Below are 16,880 nucleotides of genomic sequence, written 5' to 3'. Positions count from 1 at the left end.
CACATGCTGATCGCCAACGCACCCTGCTCCTGGGGCATCACCTATCCCACCGGCAATGCCTATAGCTGGCAACAATATCTCGATGAGGTTGCCGCTGCCGGCTATCGCGGCACCGAACTGGGGCCGTTCGGCTTCCTGCCTAGGGACCCGGCTCTGCTCAAGGCCGAACTGGCCCGGCGTAACCTGACCATGGTCGGCGCGACCCATGTCCATACCTTCGGCGACAGCGCTTCGGGGCCCCACTTGATGCAGACCCTGCGCGATCTGGCGCCGCTGCTGGTGTCGCTTGGCGCCGAGCACCTTGTTCTCATGGATGAGAGCAATTGGTACCCCAAGGGCCAGGAAGGAGTGCTGGACGCCGCAGGCTGGAATGGTCTGACTCAGGTGGTGCGCGATGCGCAGCATTTGGTCGAAGGCGGGTTTGGCCTCAAGCTCAGCTTTCATCCCCATATCGGCACTGCCGTGGAGCGCGAAAGCCAGATCGATCGGCTGCTGCAGCAAACCGACATCGACCTGTGCTTTGATACCGGCCACCACGCCTTCTGGGATCAGGACCCGCTGGCCTATATGGCGCGCGTCTATCCCCGCATTGCCTATATGCACCTGAAAAACGTCGATGGTGCTGTGCGCCAGCGCGTGCTCGACGGGCAGCTCTCGGTTGCCGATTCCTATGGCGCCGGCGTCATGTGCCCGCTGCCCGACGGGGTGGTCGATATCCAGGCCGTCATGCGCCTGCTGGCCGAGCGCGGCTTTACCGGCCCCATCGTTGTCGAGCAGGACATTGCCGCCGATGCGGCCGAAACGCCGCTGCAACTGGCCGCCCGCAACCTCGCTTACATGAATGCCATCGCCCCATGACCCATCCCATCAAGACCGGCCTGATCGGCCTCGGCGAAGTCGGTCAGCTCATGCACCTGCCGCTGCTGGCCGACGATAGCCGTTTTGCCATTGCCGCCGTCACCGATGTGTCGCCGAGCCTGGTTGATTACGTCGCCACCCGCTATGGCGTGCCGACGCGCCACGCCGATGCTGCGGCATTGATCGCTGATCCGGCGCTGGACGCCGTGTTCATCCTGACGCCCGATCACCTGCATGCCGAATTGCTGGAGCAGGCGATCGCCTCGGGCAAGCATGTCTTCATCGAAAAGCCGGCCTGCCTCGGCGCCGACCAGTTGCGCCCCATCCTCGAGCTGCCCCAGCGCCCCGGCCAGGTGGTGTTCGTGGGCTATATGCGGCGTTTCTCGCGGCCTTTCCTCGAACTCAAGCAGCGCCTGCCGCCGCTTGACGAGATCCGCCATGTCCGCATCCGCGACATCATCCGCGAGGCGCCCTTCTTTGTCGCCCAGACCCGCAACATCTTTCGCCCCAGCGACGTTCCGCCCGAACTCATCGCCGCTGGCCGCAGCCGCACCCAGGCCATGCTGCGCGCTGTCATGGGTGAGGATTGCCCGCCCGATGCCTTGCGCGCCTATCAGGTGCTGACCGGTCTGTCCTCGCACAGCTTTTCGGCGATGCGCGACCTGCTGGGCGCACCCAAAGGTGTTCGCTACGCGGTGCAGCACAATGGTGAGACCGTGGTCGCGCTGTTTGACTACGGGCACTTCACCGCGCTCTACGAGGCGGTGATCGACGACGTCTCCCGCTTTGACGCCGGCATTGAAGTGCTGACCCAGCGCCAGCATTTCAAGCTGAACTACGACACGCCCTATATCCGCAACCTGCCGACGCGTCTGGAGATTACATCCTCGAGCGATACCGATACGGGCACCGAAATCATCGGCCCGGTCTACGAAGATCCCTTCCGCATCGAGCTCGACGCCTTCCACGACAGCGTCACCACAGGCCGGCCCAACCGCACCACGCTGGCCGATTCACTGCAGGACCTGAACCTGTTCAGGGAAGTGGCCCGCCATTTCCATCCGGTGCACTGAAGACATTCCGGGCCGCTATCCTGCCGGTGGCGCCCCCCCGCAAGCCGCTGCGCTCAGGTTCAGGAAAGCCAGACAAAGACGCGCAAAAACCACCATGTCACTCCGGCCTTCGCCGGAATGACCCGTGCTAGGGCGGTATCCGCCTCCCGCCAAATCTCAAACGGCCCCGACACTTGCGCCTCGGGCCCACACCAGGACCGGCGTCGTCAGCCGGACCCGGTTCTGCGAGCATTGCCGCAAGGCCCATGGCAGGACTCCCAGTCGGATGCGCAGCGTTACCATCGCGTAACGCTGGCTCTGGGCAGCCCGGCGGCAATCAGCTTTTGAAGGCGTTGTCGGCAATCGAAGCCGCCTTCATCTGGATCGAAAAACCCGGCTGGGTCGGCGGCATATAGGCGGCGTTGCGGATCTCGCAGGGATCGATGAAGTGCTCGTGCAGATGATCGACATATTCGATCACGCGACCTTCCTTGCTGCCCGAGACCACCAGATAGTCGATCATGCTGAGGTGCTGGACATATTCGCACAGCCCCACGCCGCCGGCATGCGGCCATACCGGCAAGCCGTATTTCGCCGCCATCACCAGCACCGAGAGCACTTCGTTCAGTCCGCCAATCCGGCAGGCATCGATCTGCACGATGTCGATGGCGCCGTCCTTAATGAACTGCTTGAACATGATGCGGTTCTGGCACATTTCGCCGGTCGCCACCTTGACCGGCGCAATGGCCGTGCGGATCGCCCGGTGGCCCGAAACATCGTCCGGACTGGTCGGCTCCTCGATGAAATAGGGGTTGAAGCGGCTCAATTGCCTGACCCAGTCGATCGCCTCATCGACCTCCCACACCTGGTTGGCGTCGATCAGCAGATGGCGGTCCGGTCCCATGATCGACCGCACGATCTCGAGCCGCCGGATATCGTCATCCAGATCGCGGCCAACCTTCATCTTGATGTGCTGGAAGCCGGCTGCGACCGCCTCGCTCGCCAGCCGGGTCAGCTTGTCGGTCGAATAGCCCAGCCAGCCTGCCGAGGTGGTGTAGCACTGATAGCCTTCCGCCTTGAGGGTCGCCACCCGCTCGGCCTTGCCCACCGCGGCCTGCTGGAAAATGGCCAGCGCCTCTGCGGGCGTGATGGCATCGGTGAGATAACGGAAATCGATGATCGAGACGAGCTGTTCGGGGCTCATATCGGCCACCAATTGCCAGACCGGCTTGCCCGCCGCCTTTGCCATCAGGTCCCACACCGCATTGACCACCGCCCCGGTCGCCAGATGCATCGCCCCCTTGTCCGGGCCGATCCAGCGCAGCTGGCTGTCGCCGGTAATGTGCCGCCAGAAACGGCCGGGATTCTCCACGATCCATGCCAGATCGAGGCCCACGACGCGCTCGGTCAGGGCGGCGATGGCCGCAACCACCACTTCATTGCCGCGTCCGATGGTGAAGGTCAGCCCATGGCCCTCATGGGCGCCATCGGTGCCCACAATGACATAGGCGGCTGAATAGTCGGGGTCCGGATTCATCGCGTCCGAACCGTCCAGCGCAGCCGAGGTGGCAAAGCGCAGATCGTGGGTGGTCAGGCTGGTAATCTTGGTCATGGCATACTCGGTACCAGAGTGTACTGGTGGGATCAGGCGGTCCAGCCGCCATCGATGATGTGAACCTGGCCGGTGGTATAGGTGGCCCCGGCCAGATAGACGGCCAGGTCGGCCACTTCCTCGGGCCGGGCGATACGGCCGATTGGCTGGCGGGCGATGAACGCCTTTTTGGCCGCCTCAAAATCGCCTGTGGCGTGCCAGCGCTCATGCAGCGAGGGCGAATCCACCGTGCCCGGACAGATGGCGTTGACCCTGATGCCCTGGGTGGTGAAATCGGCGGCAATCGACTTGGTCAGTCCGACCACGGCAGCCTTGGAGATGGTATAGGCGGCCCGGTTGGGCACGCCCTTCACCGAAGAAGCGACCGTGGCCATGTTGATGATGGCGCCGTCCTGGCGCGCCAGCATTTGTGGCAGCACGGCCTGGATGGTGCGGATCTGCGCTTTGACGTTGAGATCGAACGCAAAGTCGAGGTCGCTATCGCGCATTTCCAGCACGCTGCCCGAGTGCACCACGCCGGCGCAGTTGAACAGCACGTCGATCTGGCCGATCTCGGCGACCGCCTGCTTGACCGCCTCGGCCGACAGCACGTCGAGCACCCGCGTGGTAACGCCGGCCATGCCCTCGAGTTCGGCCAGCTTGCCGGCATTGATATCGGTGGCAATCACCTTGGCGCCCGCCTTGACGAAAGCCTCCACCGAGGCCCGGCCAATGCCCTGCGCCGCAGCGGTGATGAGAACGATTTTCCCGGTGAGATCGGCCATGCCTGGTTTCCTACTGTAGTGTTGTGCGACTGCCCTCGACCGCCAGGCGGTTGATGGCGTCAAAATCCCATTCAATACCCAGCCCTGGCGCATCCGATGGTCGGGCCTTGCCGTTCTGGATGCTCATGCCCTGGGTGGTCAGGGCGTCCAGCTGGGGAATGTACTCCACCCAGCGGGCATTCGGCACCGCCGCGCACAGCGATACATGCAGCTCCATCAGGAAGTGCGGGCAGACCGCGACATTGAACGCCTCGGCCATATGCGCCACCTTCAGCCAGGGGGTAATGCCACCAATCCGGCCGACATCGACCTGAATCACGCTGGCGGCATGGCGCTGCAGATATTCGCGGAAATGGCTGATCGAATAGAGGCTTTCGCCCACCGCGATGGGCAGGCTGGTATGCTCGCTCAGCCGCACATGGCCCGAAATGTCGTCGGCGGGCAGGGGCTCTTCCAGCCAGCCAATATCGAGCGGCTCATAGGCGCGGGCCCGGCGGATCGCTTCGTCCACCGCAAAGGCCTGGTTGGCGTCGGTGAAAATCTCAAAGCCCGGCCCCACGGCGTCGCGGACCGCAGCAATGCGCGCCACGTCCTCATGGATCGGTCGCCCGACCTTGAGCTTGCAGCCGCCAAACCCGGCTTCCTTGGCCCGCAGGGCGTCCTCCACCAGCGCCGCCTGCTCGATGTGCAGCCAGCCGCCCTCGGTGGTGTAGAGCGCGATCTCGCGCTGCGCCCCGCCGGCGAGCTTGTGCAGCGGCAGGCCCAGCTTGCGGCACTTCAAATCCCACAGCGCCGTGTCGATCGCCGCCATGGCGATGGCCGTCAGCGCGCCCACCGTCGTGGCATGGGTCAGAAACAGCAGGTCGCGCCAGATCGCCTCGATGTCATAGGCGTCCCGGCCGATGATCGCCGGTCCCAGCGTGCGTTCCAGCAGGGCCATCACCGAAGGCCCGCCCGTGCCGATTGTATAGCTATAGCCGGTGCCAACCACGCCATCGGCATCGGTGATGCGCACAAACGGGGTTTCCTGGGAGACAAAGCTCTGGATCGCGTCGACCCGTTTGACCTTGGGTACCAGGTCGACCATCAGCAGGTCGATACGAACGATCTTGGCCATGCCTACACCGTCACGCGCTTGCCCGATGCCTTGTCAAAGACATGCAGCCGGCTCAGATCGAGAGTGAATTCCAGCGTTTCGCCGGGGGCCACAACGCGTGGATTGAGCATTTTGGCCTGCACATCCATGCCGCCCATTTCCACAAACAGAATGGTCTCGGTGCCCAGCGGCTCGGCGATGACGACGGTGCGCTCCAGCGTCAGCGCCGCGCCATCGCCATGCAGGGCATGGCCCTTGGGGGCCAGGCTCTCCGGCCGGAACCCCAGCACGATCTCCTGGTTCTCCTGCACCGCCATCCCGGCGGGCAGCGGCACCTCAATGCCGTCGCTCAGCCGCGCCTTGCCATTGCTCACCACCGCGTCGAGCAAATTCATCGGCGGGCTGCCGATGAAGCCGGCGACGAAGATATTGACCGGATGCTCGAACACTTCCGAGGGCGTACCGATCTGCTCGATATGGCCATCGCGCATGATCACGATGCGGTCGGCCAGCGTCATCGCCTCGACCTGGTCGTGGGTGACATAGATCACCGTGGTCTTGACCCGCTGGTGCAGCTTCTTGATTTCCACCCGCATCTGGCCGCGCAGCTTGGCGTCCAGATTGGACAACGGCTCGTCAAACAGGAACACGTCGGGATTGCGCACAATGGCGCGGCCCATCGCAACGCGCTGGCGTTGCCCGCCCGACAGGTTCGCCGGCAGCCGGTCCATATACGGCCCAAGTCCCAGGATTTCGGCGGCCTCATCGACCCGCTTGGTGATTTCCGCTTCGGCCATATTGGCGATCTTGAGTCCGAAGCCGAGATTGTCGCGTACCGTCATGTGCGGGTAGAGCGCATAGCTCTGGAACACCATGGAGATATTGCGCGCCCGGGGCGGCAGATCATTGACCACGCGGTCGCCGATCGAAATCTTGCCGCTGGTGATTTCCTCGAGCCCTGCAATCATCCGCAGCGTGGTGGATTTGCCGCAGCCCGAGGGCCCCACCAGCACGACGAACTCGTTATGGGCGATTTCGAGATCGATGCCATGCACCGTCTCCAGCTTGCCATAGCTCTTGCTGACTTTGTCCAGACGAACCTGTGCCACCGATATATCCTTATTTGACGCCGCCAAAGGTCAGACCGGCAATCAGGTGCTTTTGCACGATGAAGGTCAGAACCAGGGCGGGAATGATGATGAGCACGGCCATGGCGCTCATGCCGGTCCAGTCCACGGTGAACTGGGCGGTAAAGTCCATGAGCCCGACCGGCATGGTCTTGCTCGCTGTGGTGCGGGTCAACTGGCTGGCCAGCGCATATTCGTTCCACGAGGTGAGAAAGGCAAAGATCGCCGCCGAGGCCAGCCCGGAGCGGGCCAGCGGGAATTCGATCTTCCAGAAAGCCTGCCAGGCGGTGCAGCCATCGATCTGGGCGGCTTCGCTCAGATCGACCGGAATCTGCCGGAAGAACCCGTCGGTCAGCCAGATGGTGAAGGGGATATTGACCGCCAGATAAACCACGATCAGCCCGAAACTGGTGTCGATGATCCCCAGCCGCGCCCAGATGATGAATAGTGGCAGGCTCAGCGCCACACCCGGCACGGTGCGGCTCAGCATGAAGGCGAGAAACAGCGTCGCCTTGCCGCGGAAGCGGTAGCGGGCAAAGGCGTAGCCGCCGGCCATGCCGATCACCACCGCGATGACGGTCGAGGTCAGCGAGATGACCAGCGAGTTGATGAAATACTGTGCCACCGGCAGGCCCTGCTGGGCGTCGGATTGCCCGAACAGCCGGGCAAAATTGTCCAGCGTCCACTGCTGGGGAATCCAGACGGCGGGGCGCGCCAGCACTTCGATATTGGGGCGGAAGGCGGTCAGCACCACCCACAGGCCCGGCACGGTCAGGATCACCATGGCGACAAACACGCCAAACCGGATCAGCCAGCGCTGCCAGGGCTTTTCCATGCTCATCTGGCTCATTGTGCGCCTCCCATAAAGCTGCGTGCCGCGGTGAGCTTGCGGAAGAAGAACACGGTAAAGGCGATTGAGAGCAGGATCGAAATATAGCCCATGGCATTGGCCATGCCCATCTGGCTGTTCTGGTACCCGGTGCGGGTCATCAGCGTCCAGATCAGCTCCGTACGGCCCGCCGGGCCGCCATTGGTCATGATGCGCACCATGTCATAGGCCCTGGCGACATCGAGCGAGCGGATCGTCATGGCGATGTAGATAAACGGCATCAGGAAGGGCAGGGTGATGTGCTGGAACACCTGCAGCGGATTGCAGCCATCGACCTTGGCGGCCTCGATGGGATCCTTGGGCAAGGCCATCAGTCCCGCCAGCAGCAGAATGGCGAAGATCGAGGTCGACATCCAGATTTCGGCAAATATGATGGAAAAATTGGCCAGCGTGCCATCGACCAGCCAGGGGATGGGTTGGGAGATCAGCCCGAGATCGAACAGCGCATTGTTCACCAGGCCGATCGAGTCATTGAAGATGTATTTGAACTGGAAGCCCACCAGAATGGGCGAGAACATCATCGGGAACATCATGATGGTGCGCAGGGTGCGCTGGCCCCAGGTGATCTTGTTGATCAGCAGCGCCAGGCCCAGGCCCAGCAGCATTTCCAGGTTCAGCGTAATGGTCACGAACATGAAGGTGCGCCCAAAGGCCCACCAGAAATCCTCATTGCCCAGCAGGCGCTGATAGTTGCGCAGGCCGACAAAGTTGAACAGCGTTGCTGGCTTGGTCAGGTTGTAGCTGGTGAAACTGGTCCAGAACGACACCAGCAGCGGCACCAGCACCACCGCCAGAATGACGATCATGGCCGGCAGCAGCAGCAGATAGGGCACAGCGCGCGGCGACCGGAAAAAGGCAGCAACGCCCTCCATGAAGCCCGGCCGGGAAAGTGGTTCGGTGGTTGTGGTCACGATATTCCTTGGTCTAGCTCAGCGTGGTTCCCTGGGCTGAATGCCGTCAGATGCGCCGTTCTCCCTCTCCCCTGGGGGGCGAGGGAGCATAGCGCGGTCGCGGCACCGTATTGCCTGGACCATCCGGCGGGGGGTGCCGCCGCATCAACTGCGGCGGCATTGAGCCTTACAGAATACCGGCATCTTCAAGAATGATGCGGGCGTCATCAGCAGCCTTGTCGAGCGCTTCCTGTGCGGTCTTTTCACCCACAATGGCAGCCTGCAGCTGTGGCCACAGCACGTTGCTGACTTCGATCCACTGCGGGATCAATGGCGGCGTCCGTGCATCGGCCAGGCTGGCCTGCCAGATCGGGAACATTTCGGCGAGCGCGGTTTTGCCGTTCTCGTTGAAATAGTTGATGACGTCATCGAAGGTCTTGCTGCGGGTCGGCAGATTGCCGGCTTCCGCTTCCATCATTGCGCTTTCGTCATTGGTCAGGAACACGGCGAACGAGGTTCCCGCTTCCTTGTTGTCGCACGCCTCGGTCACCGAGAACGAGTGCGAGCCAGACCAGCCACCGCGGACACCGGCAGAGCCGACGGGCGATACGGCAAAGCCGAGCACGTCCGAGATCTTTGACGCACTTGGGTCGCTGTAGAAGCCGGCAAAGCCCGGCCAATCCAGATCGACGGCCAGCTGCCCGGCAGCCATGGCCTGGCCGATATCGTCCCAGGTATAGTTCACCGTACCGGCCGGCACTGCGCCGGCATCATAGATCTCCTTGAACCAGTTCAACGCAGCCACGCCTTCGGGCGAGTTGAAGGTCGGGTTCCAGTTCTCGTCAAACAGATCGCCGCCATTGGCGCGCAGGATTTCCATGAACCGGCCCGACATGCCTTCGTCCTTGCCGGCAAACGCGGTGCCGTACAGGTTCGGCGGATCAGCAAAGAAAATGATCTGCTGCTTGAGTTCCTCATAGGTCTTGGCTGGCGCCAGATCGGTGCCGAACTCGGCCTTGTACGCCTCCATCCTGGCCGGGTCCTCATAGAGGTCCTTGCGGTAGTAGAGATTGGAGACGTCGGTGACGCGCGGCAGCTGCACCAGCCGGCCATCCACCATCGACGACTTGAGCGTGCCGGGAACATATTTGGCCAGCTCTTCTGCCGGAATTGCTTCCGCCAGGTCGATATACAGATCGCCATATTGCGGCGCGAAACTGGTGTGGTTGGAGCCGACGCACCAGGTGATCTGGCCCGTGGCGATGTCCTGCTTGATCTCGCGATCGAGATCGAAGTGGTTCTTTGACGAGACGATCTCGACCTTGGCGCCGGTCAGCGCTTCCCACTCGGGAATGCGGGTATAGAGCTTTTCATACTGCGTGCCGCCGATCAGCTTCACCTTGAGGGTGTAGTCGGGGAACGAGCCATAGTCGAAGTCTTGTGCGGCTGCGGCACCCGACAGGGCCACCACTGCGCATGATGCCAGGAGTGCCCTGACCAGAATCTTGTTTGCCATTATTTTCCTCCAGAAAACCTTTCCGATGCCGCCCCGTATTGTGGCTTGATCATCCATATGTGAAAAGTCTATTCGTAGGTAAGCACAAACGTAAACCCGGCGTCAATAGATTGGGGTACTGGTTTATTGTGCACGGCAGCGGGCATCTGGTGATGGTTTTGTTAACAATGTGTTAGCCATTGGAGCCAGGTGGTGGCGAGAGATCGGGAGGGCGGTGGAACGTGACGATTGATGATGATGCAGAGCGCTATCGGGCGCCGGCGCTGGACAAGGGGCTCGACATTCTCGAACTGCTGGCCGGCTCCGCTGACGGGCTGAGCCAGGCCGAGATCGCCAAGGCGCTCGACCGCACGCCCAATGAAATCTATCGCATGCTCGACCGGCTGGTGCGCCGCGACTATGTGCGCCGAACCCCTGAAGACCGCTACGAAATCACCCTCAAACTGTTCGAGCTGGGCCATGCCCGCCCGCCCATGCACCGGCTGATCAGCCAGGCGATGCCGGTGCTGCGCAATTTTGCCCTCAAGGCCGAGCAGGCCTGTCATCTGGTGGTGCAGGACCGCAATATCCTGGTGGTCATCGCCCAGGTCGACGGTCCCGGTTACTGGAACGTCTCGATTCGCGTCGGCAGCCGCATCAGCCTGGTCAATACGGGTTCCGGCCACGTCTTTCTGGCCTTTGCAACACCCGAGGAGCGGCTGCTGATGCTTGAGGAGCAGGATCTTGGCCGTATCGAGCAAATGCCCAAGGGCCTCGACGCGCGACTGATCGGGGTGCGCGAGCAGGGCTATGAAATGATGCCCAGCGCCCAGGTCTCGGGGGTTTCCAACCTTTCCGTGCCGATCTTTGGCCCGCTCGGCACCGTCATTGCCGTCCTGACCTGTCCCTATACGCAGCGCCTCGATAAGCTCGACGCGCCGACCATGCCGACCGTGCTCAAGCTGTTGCAGCAGGCCGGCAAGGAAATCTCGCAGCGCTGACCGGAGGAGAGCCAGTCCAAGCCGCCAACCAGGCCGCATCGTGAGCCTGCCTAAGCCCGCTATCAGGTCCTTGAATTTCTAGGAGGAAATCTCGCCATGCGCATTCTCGATACCCATCTCCACCTGGTCTATCCCGAACGCTTTGCCTATCCCTGGCTGGCGGGTGCCCCGGCCATCAACCAGCCCTGGACGGTGGAAAACTACTTCGCCGAGGCGCTGCCACTGGGCATTGAATCGGCGCTGCACATGGAGGTCGATGTCGCCGACGCCGACATGATGGCCGAGAGCGAATTCATGGTCACCCTGCCGCGCATTGCCGGCGCCATCGCCGCCTGTCGGCCCGAATCGATGAATTTTGTCGACCATATCGAGCAGCTCAGCCAGCACCCGCACATCACCGGCGTGCGCCGCATTCTGCACCAGGCGCCGGACGATCTCAGCCAGTCCGATCTGTTCGTCGAAAACATCCGCCATCTGCCCGATTACGATCTGAGCTTTGACCTCTGCGTGCGCGCCGATCAGTTGCCGATCGGCCAGATGCTGGCCGAGCGCGCGCCCGACGTGACCTTCATTCTCGACCACTGCGGCGTGCCCGATGTGACCGGCGCCGGGCTCGATCCGTGGCGCCAGCACATCAGCAATATCGCCAAACTGCCCAATATGGTGACCAAAATCTCCGGAATTGTCGCTTATTCCGGGCCTGACTGGAGCGTCGACACCATCCGCCCCTATGTCGAGCATATCATCGAGAGTTTCGGCTGGGACCGGGTGGTCTGGGGCTCCGATCACCCGGTGGTGACCCTGACCGGCTCGCTGACCCGCTGGGTCGAGGCGACGCACCAGATCATCAAGGGCGCCAGCGAGGACGAAAAGGCCAGGCTGCTGCACGCCAATGCCGAGCGGATTTACAAGGTCTAGCAGTTACATAATGCCCATCCACCACCCCCGCATGACCTTTCCCTGAAGGGGGATATATCCGGTCGGTGGTTTGGGCGAGATCAAGCCCCACACCGGATCTGCCCCTCCCCCTGTCAGGGGGAGGTTGGGTGGGGGGCAACGAACCAAGGAGGACTTCAAATGCAACGCTACGGAGCCGTGATCGGCCTCAAACCCGAGCAGATCGCCGACTACAAGCGCGTCCACGCCGATGTCTGGCCGGATGTGCTGGCCCAGATTAAGGCCAGCAACATTACCAATTACTCGATCTTCCTGCGCGAGCCGGAAAACCTGCTGTTTGCCTATTACGAATATACCGGCACTGACCATGACGCCGACATGGCAGCCATGGCCGCCGACCCGATCACCCAGCAATGGTGGGCCTTGTGCATGCCGATGCAGGCGCCGCTCGACAGCCGGACCGAGGGCGAATGGTGGGCCGCCACCGAGGAGGTTTTCCACCTCGACTGAGCGGGCAGCACGCTGCCGGCATGCGGCCAAGCCTGCTGGCAGGCCTCTTGTGCTTTGCCGCAGGACTCATCGCATTGCGCCCTGGCCTGTCCGTGCAGGGCCACTTGTGACACGACACCACCCTTGCTTCCGTCGCCCGTATGTGAAAAGATTATTCACATAAGAATGATGTCAAACATGTCGCGAGGGGAGGGCAGGCGTGCCCAGCGATTTTTCCGATCTGCAGCAGAGCTGGCCCAAACCCGGCGCGCCGCGTCCGATCGTCATCATCGGCGCTGGCGGCATCGTCAACGACGCCCATCTGCCGGCCTATCGCCTGGCCGGTTTCACGGTGGCGGGCGTGTTCGATATCGACGGGGCCAAGGCCCGCGCCCTGGCCGCCAAATGGGATATCGCCGCCTTTGCCACGCTCGAAGCGGCCCTGGCCATGCCGGACGCTGTCTATGATCTGGCGCTACCCCCGGCGGCCCATCTCGATGTGCTGGCCCGACTGCCCGATGGCGCCACCGTGCTGCTGCAAAAGCCGATGGGCAGCGATCTGGCCCAGGCCACGGCCATCCTGCAGCTGTGCCGCGCCAAGCGCCTGATCGCCGCCGTCAATTTCCAGTTGCGCTTTGCCCCGATGATGCTGGCCGTGCGCGACGCGCTGCAGCGCGGTTACGTGGGCGAACTGATCGACACCGAGGTGCACCTCAATCTGGTGACGCCCTGGCATTTGTTTCCGTTTCTTAAAGGCACGCCACGCGTCGAAATCGCCGTGCATTCCATCCATTATCTCGACCTGATCCGCGCCTTTCTCGGCAACCCCACTGGCGTGCACGCCCGCACCATGGGCCATCCCTCGACCGACCTGGCCCAGACCCGCACCAGTGCGCTGCTCGACTTTGCCGCTGGCATGCGCACGACGCTGTCGATCAATCACCACCATGATTTCGGCCGCAGGTTCCAGGACGCGAGCTTCCGCTTCGAGGGCACCGAGGGTGCCGCCATGGTCAAGCTGGGCCTGCTGCTGAACTATCCGCAAGGCGAGCCGGACGAACTCTGGATCGCCAGAAAGGGCGAGGACTGGCAACAGATTGCCCTGACCGGCGGCTGGTTCCCGCATGCCTTTATCGGCACCATGAGCAATCTGCAGCGCTTCGCTGCTGGCGAGGACCAGACGCTGCTGACCTCGGTCGAAGATGCCTGGCACACCATGGCGCTGGTCGAAGCCGCCTTCCAGTCCGCCGCCACCCCGGCAACCCCGATCAAGGCCAGGCCATGAGCACCATCGGCACCTCCTCGACCCACCCCAGCACCATGCCCGCCGCCCATGCCGCGATTCCGGTGTGGAACAGCGAGAACTGGTTCTACGAAGACTGGGAAGTGGGCCACCAGATCCGCTCGCTGCGCCGCACCATTTCCGAAGGCGAAAGCATGGCCTTCAATGCGCTGGTGACCGACATGCACCCCTATGTCGCCGACGAGATTTTCGCCACCACCGAGGGCCAGTTCAGTCGGCGGCTGGTGGCCGGCGCTTTCGTGTTTTCCGCCGGTCTCGGCCTGGTGGCGACCAATTGCGTCAACGCCTTCAGCTATGGCTATGACAAGCTGCGCTTCATCAAGCCGACCTTTATCGGCGACACCATCTACACCATCCGCACCAACCTCGAAAAACACCCGAAATACCGGGGACTCGGGCTGTGCCGCGCGTCCTATGAGGTGTTCAAGGGCGAGGGCGAACTGGTGCTGTGCTGCGAACATATCCAGACGGTGAAGTACCGCCGGCCCGAGGATTTCGCGGAGGTGGCAGATGCGCGTTGATCCAGTTGTCGTCGTCGCCTCCCCCTTGAGCGGAGGGCCGGGGTGGGGCGCGCCCCGCCTGCCGCCATATTGCAGCGACCCCCATCCCACCCCCGCCCTGCAAGGGGCAGGGGAGTAGTCCCCGTGAGATTTATGCCATGACCGAAACGCCCTTGCTTGACGGCCTTGTCGTCGTCGACCTCTGCCAGTTCCTCTCCGGCCCCTATGCCAGCCTGCGCCTGCAGGATCTGGGGGCCCGGGTGATCAAGATCGAACGCCCCGATGGCGGCGACCTCAGCCGTCAGCTCTATCTCAGCGACACCGAAATTGGCGGCGATTCGACGATTTTCCACGCCATCAACCGGTCCAAGGAAAGCCTGGCGCTGGATTTGAAAAACCCCGCTGACGTGACCGCCTTGCGTACCCTGCTGGCCAAGGCCGATGTGGTGCTGCAGAACTTTCGTCCCGGCGTCATCGAGCGGCTGGGGCTGGACTACGAGGCGGTCAAGGCGATCAATCCGGGCATCGTCTATGCCTCGATCACCGGCTATGGCGGGGAAGGCCCCTGGGTTGACCGCCCCGGCCAGGATCTGCTGGCACAGGCCCGTTCGGGCGTGATGTGGCTCAATGGCGATGAGCATCAGGGCCCGGTGCCCTTCGGGCTGGCCATTGCCGACATGCTGGCCGGCGCCGCCGTGGCACAGGGTATTCTGGCGGCACTGGTGCGGCGCGGCCTCAAGGGCCAGGGTGCCCATATCGAGACCAGCCTGCTTGAAGTGCTGGTGGATTTTCAGTTCGAGGTGCTCACCACCCATCTCAATGATGGCCGCCGGGTGCCCAGGCGCAGCCAGTTCCGCTCGGCCCATGCCTATCTCTCGGCGCCCTATGGCGCCTATCCGACTGCGGACGGCTATCTGGCCATCGCCATGACGCCGCTGCCCCGCTTGCAGGCCCTGCTGGAGCTTGAAGAACTCGGCCAGTTCAGCGACCCCAAAAGCTGGTTCACCCAGCGTGACGCCATCAAGCAGATCATTGCCGACCGGCTGGTCACCCAGCCCACTGCCCACTGGCTTGGCATTCTCGAGCCTGCCGACATCTGGTGCGCCAAAGTGCTCGACTGGCCCGAACTGCTGGCCAGCGAGGGCTTCAAGGCCCTCGACATGCTGCAGACCGTCACCCGCGAGGACAATGTGTCGATCACCACCACCCGCTCACCGCTGCGCATCAATGGCCAGCGCGCCCGCACCTATCGTGCCGCACCGCTGATCGGTGAGCAGAGTGCCAGGATCAGGGCTGAATTCGGACTATGATCACCCTCAAGGGCATGACCTGGGACCACCCCCGTGGCTACGATCCCATGCTGGCGACCTCGGCGCGCTGGTTGACCGAAACCGGCGTCAAGATCGTCTGGGACAAGCGGAGCCTGCAGGATTTCGAATCCTTTCCGGTTGAGGAACTGGCCCGGCAATATGATCTGATCGTCATCGATCACCCCCATGTCGGGCAGATTACCGCGCAGAACTGCCTGGCGCCGCTGGATGTGCCCGGTCGCGAGGCCGAGCGCGCCGAACTGGCGGCACACAGCGTCGGGCCATCCTATGCCAGCTACGATTATGCCGGGCACCAATGGGCCTTCCCGATCGACGCCGCCGCCCAGGTGCAGGCGTTTCGGCCAGACCTGCTCGATGGTCCGGTGACGCGCTGGGCCGAGGCTGCGGCCCTGGCGCGGCAAGGCAAGGTCATCCTGCCGATGCGGGCGCCCCATTCGCTGATGAGTTTTTATACCCTGGCCGCCAATCTGGGCACGCCCTGCGCCACCAGCGGGCCCGAGCTGATTGCCACTGCTGCCAGCGTGCGGGTGATCGAGACGCTGCGCCAGGTCACCGACCATATCGCGCCCGAACACTATGAGATGGACCCCATTGCGGCGTCTGAAGCCATGGCCAGCACCGATCAGTACCAGTTGATGCCGCTGGGTTATGGCTATCTCAGCTATGCGCTGGCCGGCTTCCGGCCGCATCGGCTGAAATTTGCTGATATTCCGGCCGCTGGCAGCAAAGGGCCGATCGGCTCGGCCGTCGGCGGCACCGGCATTGCCGTGTCGGCCTTTTCACCCCATCGCGAGGCGGCCATCGGCTACGCCTATTGGGTGGCCAGCCAGCAGGTGCAGCGCACCCTCTATGCCACGGCGGGCGGACAGCCGGGCCATGGCCTTGCCTGGGAGGATGACGGCGTCAACGCCGCCGTCGACAATTTCTACCGCAACACGCGGGCGACGCTGGAAGGCGGTTGGCTGCGGCCGCGGCACGACGGCTATATGGCGTTTCAGGATGCCGCGTCACACCGGCTCAACCACGGGCTGCGCGCCCATGAAGACGCGGCGGTCATCGTCGCGGCGATCAATACGCTGTTTGAGGAGAGCTTCTGATGGAACAGCCACGCTATTTCGACGACCATGTTCTCGGCGAGGTCCGCAAGACCAATGGCCGCACCATTACCGAAACCGATTTCGTGGTTCATGCCGGCCATACCGGGGACTTCTTCCCCCACCACATGGATGCCGAGGCAATGAAGGATTCGCCCTGGGGCCAGCGCATAGCCCATGGCACCATGACCTTTGCCATCGGCATCGGCCTGACGGCCAGCGTGATCAACCCGCTATCCTTCACCTATGGCTATGAGCGGTTGCGCTTTCCCAAGCCGGTATTCATCGGCGATACCATTCACACCGAACTGACCATTACCGGGCTTGAGCCCGACCCCAAGCGCCCCGATCATGGCCGCATCATCGAGCAGGTGCGGGTGCTCAACCAGCGCGGTGAAACCGTGTTGGCCTGCGACCACATTTATCTCGTCCAGCGGAAAATCGCGGGTTGAGCTAAGCCGCCACAATGGCTATCTGGGGCG

General features: G+C 62.9%; 17 protein-coding genes. 10 read left to right on the top strand and 7 right to left on the bottom strand.

What is annotated here, in order from left to right; translation table 11 throughout:
* Window positions 1-3: 3 nt before the first annotated feature.
* Complete coding sequence (locus Q8O80_RS20085) at window positions 4-858, top strand: sugar phosphate isomerase/epimerase (protein WP_305582636.1); 855 nt, start codon at window positions 4-6, stop codon at window positions 856-858.
* Window positions 855-1,931 carry a Gfo/Idh/MocA family protein gene (locus tag Q8O80_RS20080; protein WP_305582634.1) on the top strand — a complete coding sequence of 359 codons (1,077 nt, stop codon included), beginning with the start codon at window positions 855-857 and terminating at the stop codon, window positions 1,929-1,931. Before Q8O80_RS20085 ends, Q8O80_RS20080 begins: the two co-directional genes overlap by 4 nt.
* A 316-nt stretch (window positions 1,932-2,247) precedes the next feature.
* Here Q8O80_RS20080 and Q8O80_RS20075 read toward each other — a convergent pair whose 3' ends face one another.
* From Q8O80_RS20075 to Q8O80_RS20045, 7 genes are all read right to left on the bottom strand, one after another.
* Window positions 2,248-3,522 (bottom strand): L-fuconate dehydratase, encoded by a 1,275-nt coding sequence (locus tag Q8O80_RS20075; protein ID WP_305582632.1) that lies wholly within the window; start codon window positions 3,520-3,522, stop codon window positions 2,248-2,250.
* 32 nt (window positions 3,523-3,554) lie between these two features.
* Window positions 3,555-4,286: an SDR family oxidoreductase gene (locus Q8O80_RS20070; RefSeq protein WP_305582630.1), complete on the bottom strand. Its 732-nt coding sequence runs from the start codon at window positions 4,284-4,286 to the stop codon at window positions 3,555-3,557.
* Window positions 4,287-4,296: 10 nt separating this feature from the next.
* Window positions 4,297-5,403: a mandelate racemase/muconate lactonizing enzyme family protein gene (locus Q8O80_RS20065; RefSeq protein ID WP_305582628.1), complete on the bottom strand. Its 1,107-nt coding sequence runs from the start codon at window positions 5,401-5,403 to the stop codon at window positions 4,297-4,299.
* Window positions 5,404-5,405: 2 nt separating this feature from the next.
* Window positions 5,406-6,491 (bottom strand): ABC transporter ATP-binding protein, encoded by a 1,086-nt coding sequence (locus tag Q8O80_RS20060; protein ID WP_305582626.1) that lies wholly within the window; start codon window positions 6,489-6,491, stop codon window positions 5,406-5,408.
* Between the two features lie 10 nt (window positions 6,492-6,501).
* Window positions 6,502-7,359, bottom strand: a complete 858-nt coding sequence (locus tag Q8O80_RS20055; RefSeq protein ID WP_305582624.1) for a carbohydrate ABC transporter permease — start codon at window positions 7,357-7,359, stop codon at window positions 6,502-6,504.
* Window positions 7,356-8,270, bottom strand: a complete 915-nt coding sequence (locus tag Q8O80_RS20050) for a carbohydrate ABC transporter permease (RefSeq protein ID WP_305582684.1) — start codon at window positions 8,268-8,270, stop codon at window positions 7,356-7,358. The genes Q8O80_RS20055 and Q8O80_RS20050 overlap by 4 nt, the downstream gene beginning before the upstream one ends.
* A 205-nt stretch (window positions 8,271-8,475) precedes the next feature.
* Complete coding sequence (locus tag Q8O80_RS20045; RefSeq protein WP_305582622.1) at window positions 8,476-9,804, bottom strand: extracellular solute-binding protein; 1,329 nt, start codon at window positions 9,802-9,804, stop codon at window positions 8,476-8,478.
* A gap of 221 nt (window positions 9,805-10,025) precedes the next feature.
* Between Q8O80_RS20045 and Q8O80_RS20040 the strand changes: the two genes are divergently transcribed.
* The 8 genes from Q8O80_RS20040 to Q8O80_RS20005 all read left to right on the top strand — a co-directional run bounded on the left by Q8O80_RS20040 (window position 10,026) and on the right by Q8O80_RS20005 (window position 16,850).
* On the top strand, window positions 10,026-10,784 hold the full coding sequence (locus Q8O80_RS20040) for an IclR family transcriptional regulator (RefSeq protein WP_305582620.1): 759 nt from the start codon (window positions 10,026-10,028) through the stop codon (window positions 10,782-10,784).
* 96 nt (window positions 10,785-10,880) lie between these two features.
* Entirely contained in the window at window positions 10,881-11,702 is an 822-nt protein-coding gene (locus tag Q8O80_RS20035; protein ID WP_305582618.1) for an amidohydrolase, read from the top strand.
* Between the two features lie 159 nt (window positions 11,703-11,861).
* Entirely contained in the window at window positions 11,862-12,191 is a 330-nt protein-coding gene (locus Q8O80_RS20030; RefSeq protein WP_305582616.1) for an L-rhamnose mutarotase, read from the top strand.
* Between the two features lie 199 nt (window positions 12,192-12,390).
* Window positions 12,391-13,455, top strand: coding sequence for a Gfo/Idh/MocA family protein (locus tag Q8O80_RS20025; protein WP_305582614.1), 1,065 nt, complete (start codon window positions 12,391-12,393; stop codon window positions 13,453-13,455).
* The gene (locus Q8O80_RS20020; protein ID WP_305582612.1) at window positions 13,452-13,994 is read left to right on the top strand and encodes a MaoC family dehydratase; all 543 of its coding nucleotides are present in this window, start codon (window positions 13,452-13,454) and stop codon (window positions 13,992-13,994) included. The genes Q8O80_RS20025 and Q8O80_RS20020 overlap by 4 nt, the downstream gene beginning before the upstream one ends.
* 137 nt (window positions 13,995-14,131) lie before the next feature.
* Window positions 14,132-15,283, top strand: a complete 1,152-nt coding sequence (locus Q8O80_RS20015; protein WP_305582610.1) for a CaiB/BaiF CoA-transferase family protein — start codon at window positions 14,132-14,134, stop codon at window positions 15,281-15,283.
* Window positions 15,280-16,401: an ABC transporter substrate-binding protein gene (locus Q8O80_RS20010; protein ID WP_305582608.1), complete on the top strand. Its 1,122-nt coding sequence runs from the start codon at window positions 15,280-15,282 to the stop codon at window positions 16,399-16,401. Before Q8O80_RS20015 ends, Q8O80_RS20010 begins: the two co-directional genes overlap by 4 nt.
* Entirely contained in the window at window positions 16,401-16,850 is a 450-nt protein-coding gene (locus Q8O80_RS20005; protein WP_305582606.1) for a MaoC/PaaZ C-terminal domain-containing protein, read from the top strand. The genes Q8O80_RS20010 and Q8O80_RS20005 overlap by 1 nt, the downstream gene beginning before the upstream one ends.
* Window positions 16,851-16,880 lie beyond the last annotated feature (30 nt).

Source organism: Devosia sp. (genome assembly GCF_030689745.1).
In the GTDB taxonomy this organism is placed as follows: domain Bacteria; phylum Pseudomonadota; class Alphaproteobacteria; order Rhizobiales; family Devosiaceae; genus Devosia; species Devosia alba.
The sequence above is the reverse complement of the archived record's forward strand: the minus strand, read 5'-3'. Positions and strand labels throughout refer to the sequence as shown.

Excerpts from the sequence above, each read along its gene's own strand:
- Q8O80_RS20075 (WP_305582632.1), bottom strand. The coding sequence starts at position 3,522 with ATGACCAAGATTACCAGCCTGACCACCCACGATCTGCGCTTTGCCACC.
- Q8O80_RS20005 (WP_305582606.1), top strand. The coding sequence starts at position 16,401 with ATGGAACAGCCACGCTATTTCGACGACCATGTTCTCGGCGAGGTCCGC.
- Q8O80_RS20055 (WP_305582624.1), bottom strand. The coding sequence starts at position 7,359 with ATGAGCCAGATGAGCATGGAAAAGCCCTGGCAGCGCTGGCTGATCCGG.
- Q8O80_RS20045 (WP_305582622.1), bottom strand. The coding sequence starts at position 9,804 with ATGGCAAACAAGATTCTGGTCAGGGCACTCCTGGCATCATGCGCAGTG.
- Q8O80_RS20030 (WP_305582616.1), top strand. The coding sequence starts at position 11,862 with ATGCAACGCTACGGAGCCGTGATCGGCCTCAAACCCGAGCAGATCGCC.
- Q8O80_RS20035 (WP_305582618.1), top strand. The coding sequence starts at position 10,881 with ATGCGCATTCTCGATACCCATCTCCACCTGGTCTATCCCGAACGCTTT.
- Q8O80_RS20080 (WP_305582634.1), top strand. The coding sequence starts at position 855 with ATGACCCATCCCATCAAGACCGGCCTGATCGGCCTCGGCGAAGTCGGT.
- Q8O80_RS20065 (WP_305582628.1), bottom strand. The coding sequence starts at position 5,403 with ATGGCCAAGATCGTTCGTATCGACCTGCTGATGGTCGACCTGGTACCC.
- Q8O80_RS20070 (WP_305582630.1), bottom strand. The coding sequence starts at position 4,286 with ATGGCCGATCTCACCGGGAAAATCGTTCTCATCACCGCTGCGGCGCAG.
- Q8O80_RS20085 (WP_305582636.1), top strand. The coding sequence starts at position 4 with ATGCTGATCGCCAACGCACCCTGCTCCTGGGGCATCACCTATCCCACC.
- Q8O80_RS20010 (WP_305582608.1), top strand. The coding sequence starts at position 15,280 with ATGATCACCCTCAAGGGCATGACCTGGGACCACCCCCGTGGCTACGAT.
- Q8O80_RS20020 (WP_305582612.1), top strand. The coding sequence starts at position 13,452 with ATGAGCACCATCGGCACCTCCTCGACCCACCCCAGCACCATGCCCGCC.
- Q8O80_RS20050 (WP_305582684.1), bottom strand. The coding sequence starts at position 8,270 with ATGGAGGGCGTTGCTGCCTTTTTCCGGTCGCCGCGCGCTGTGCCCTAT.
- Q8O80_RS20015 (WP_305582610.1), top strand. The coding sequence starts at position 14,132 with ATGACCGAAACGCCCTTGCTTGACGGCCTTGTCGTCGTCGACCTCTGC.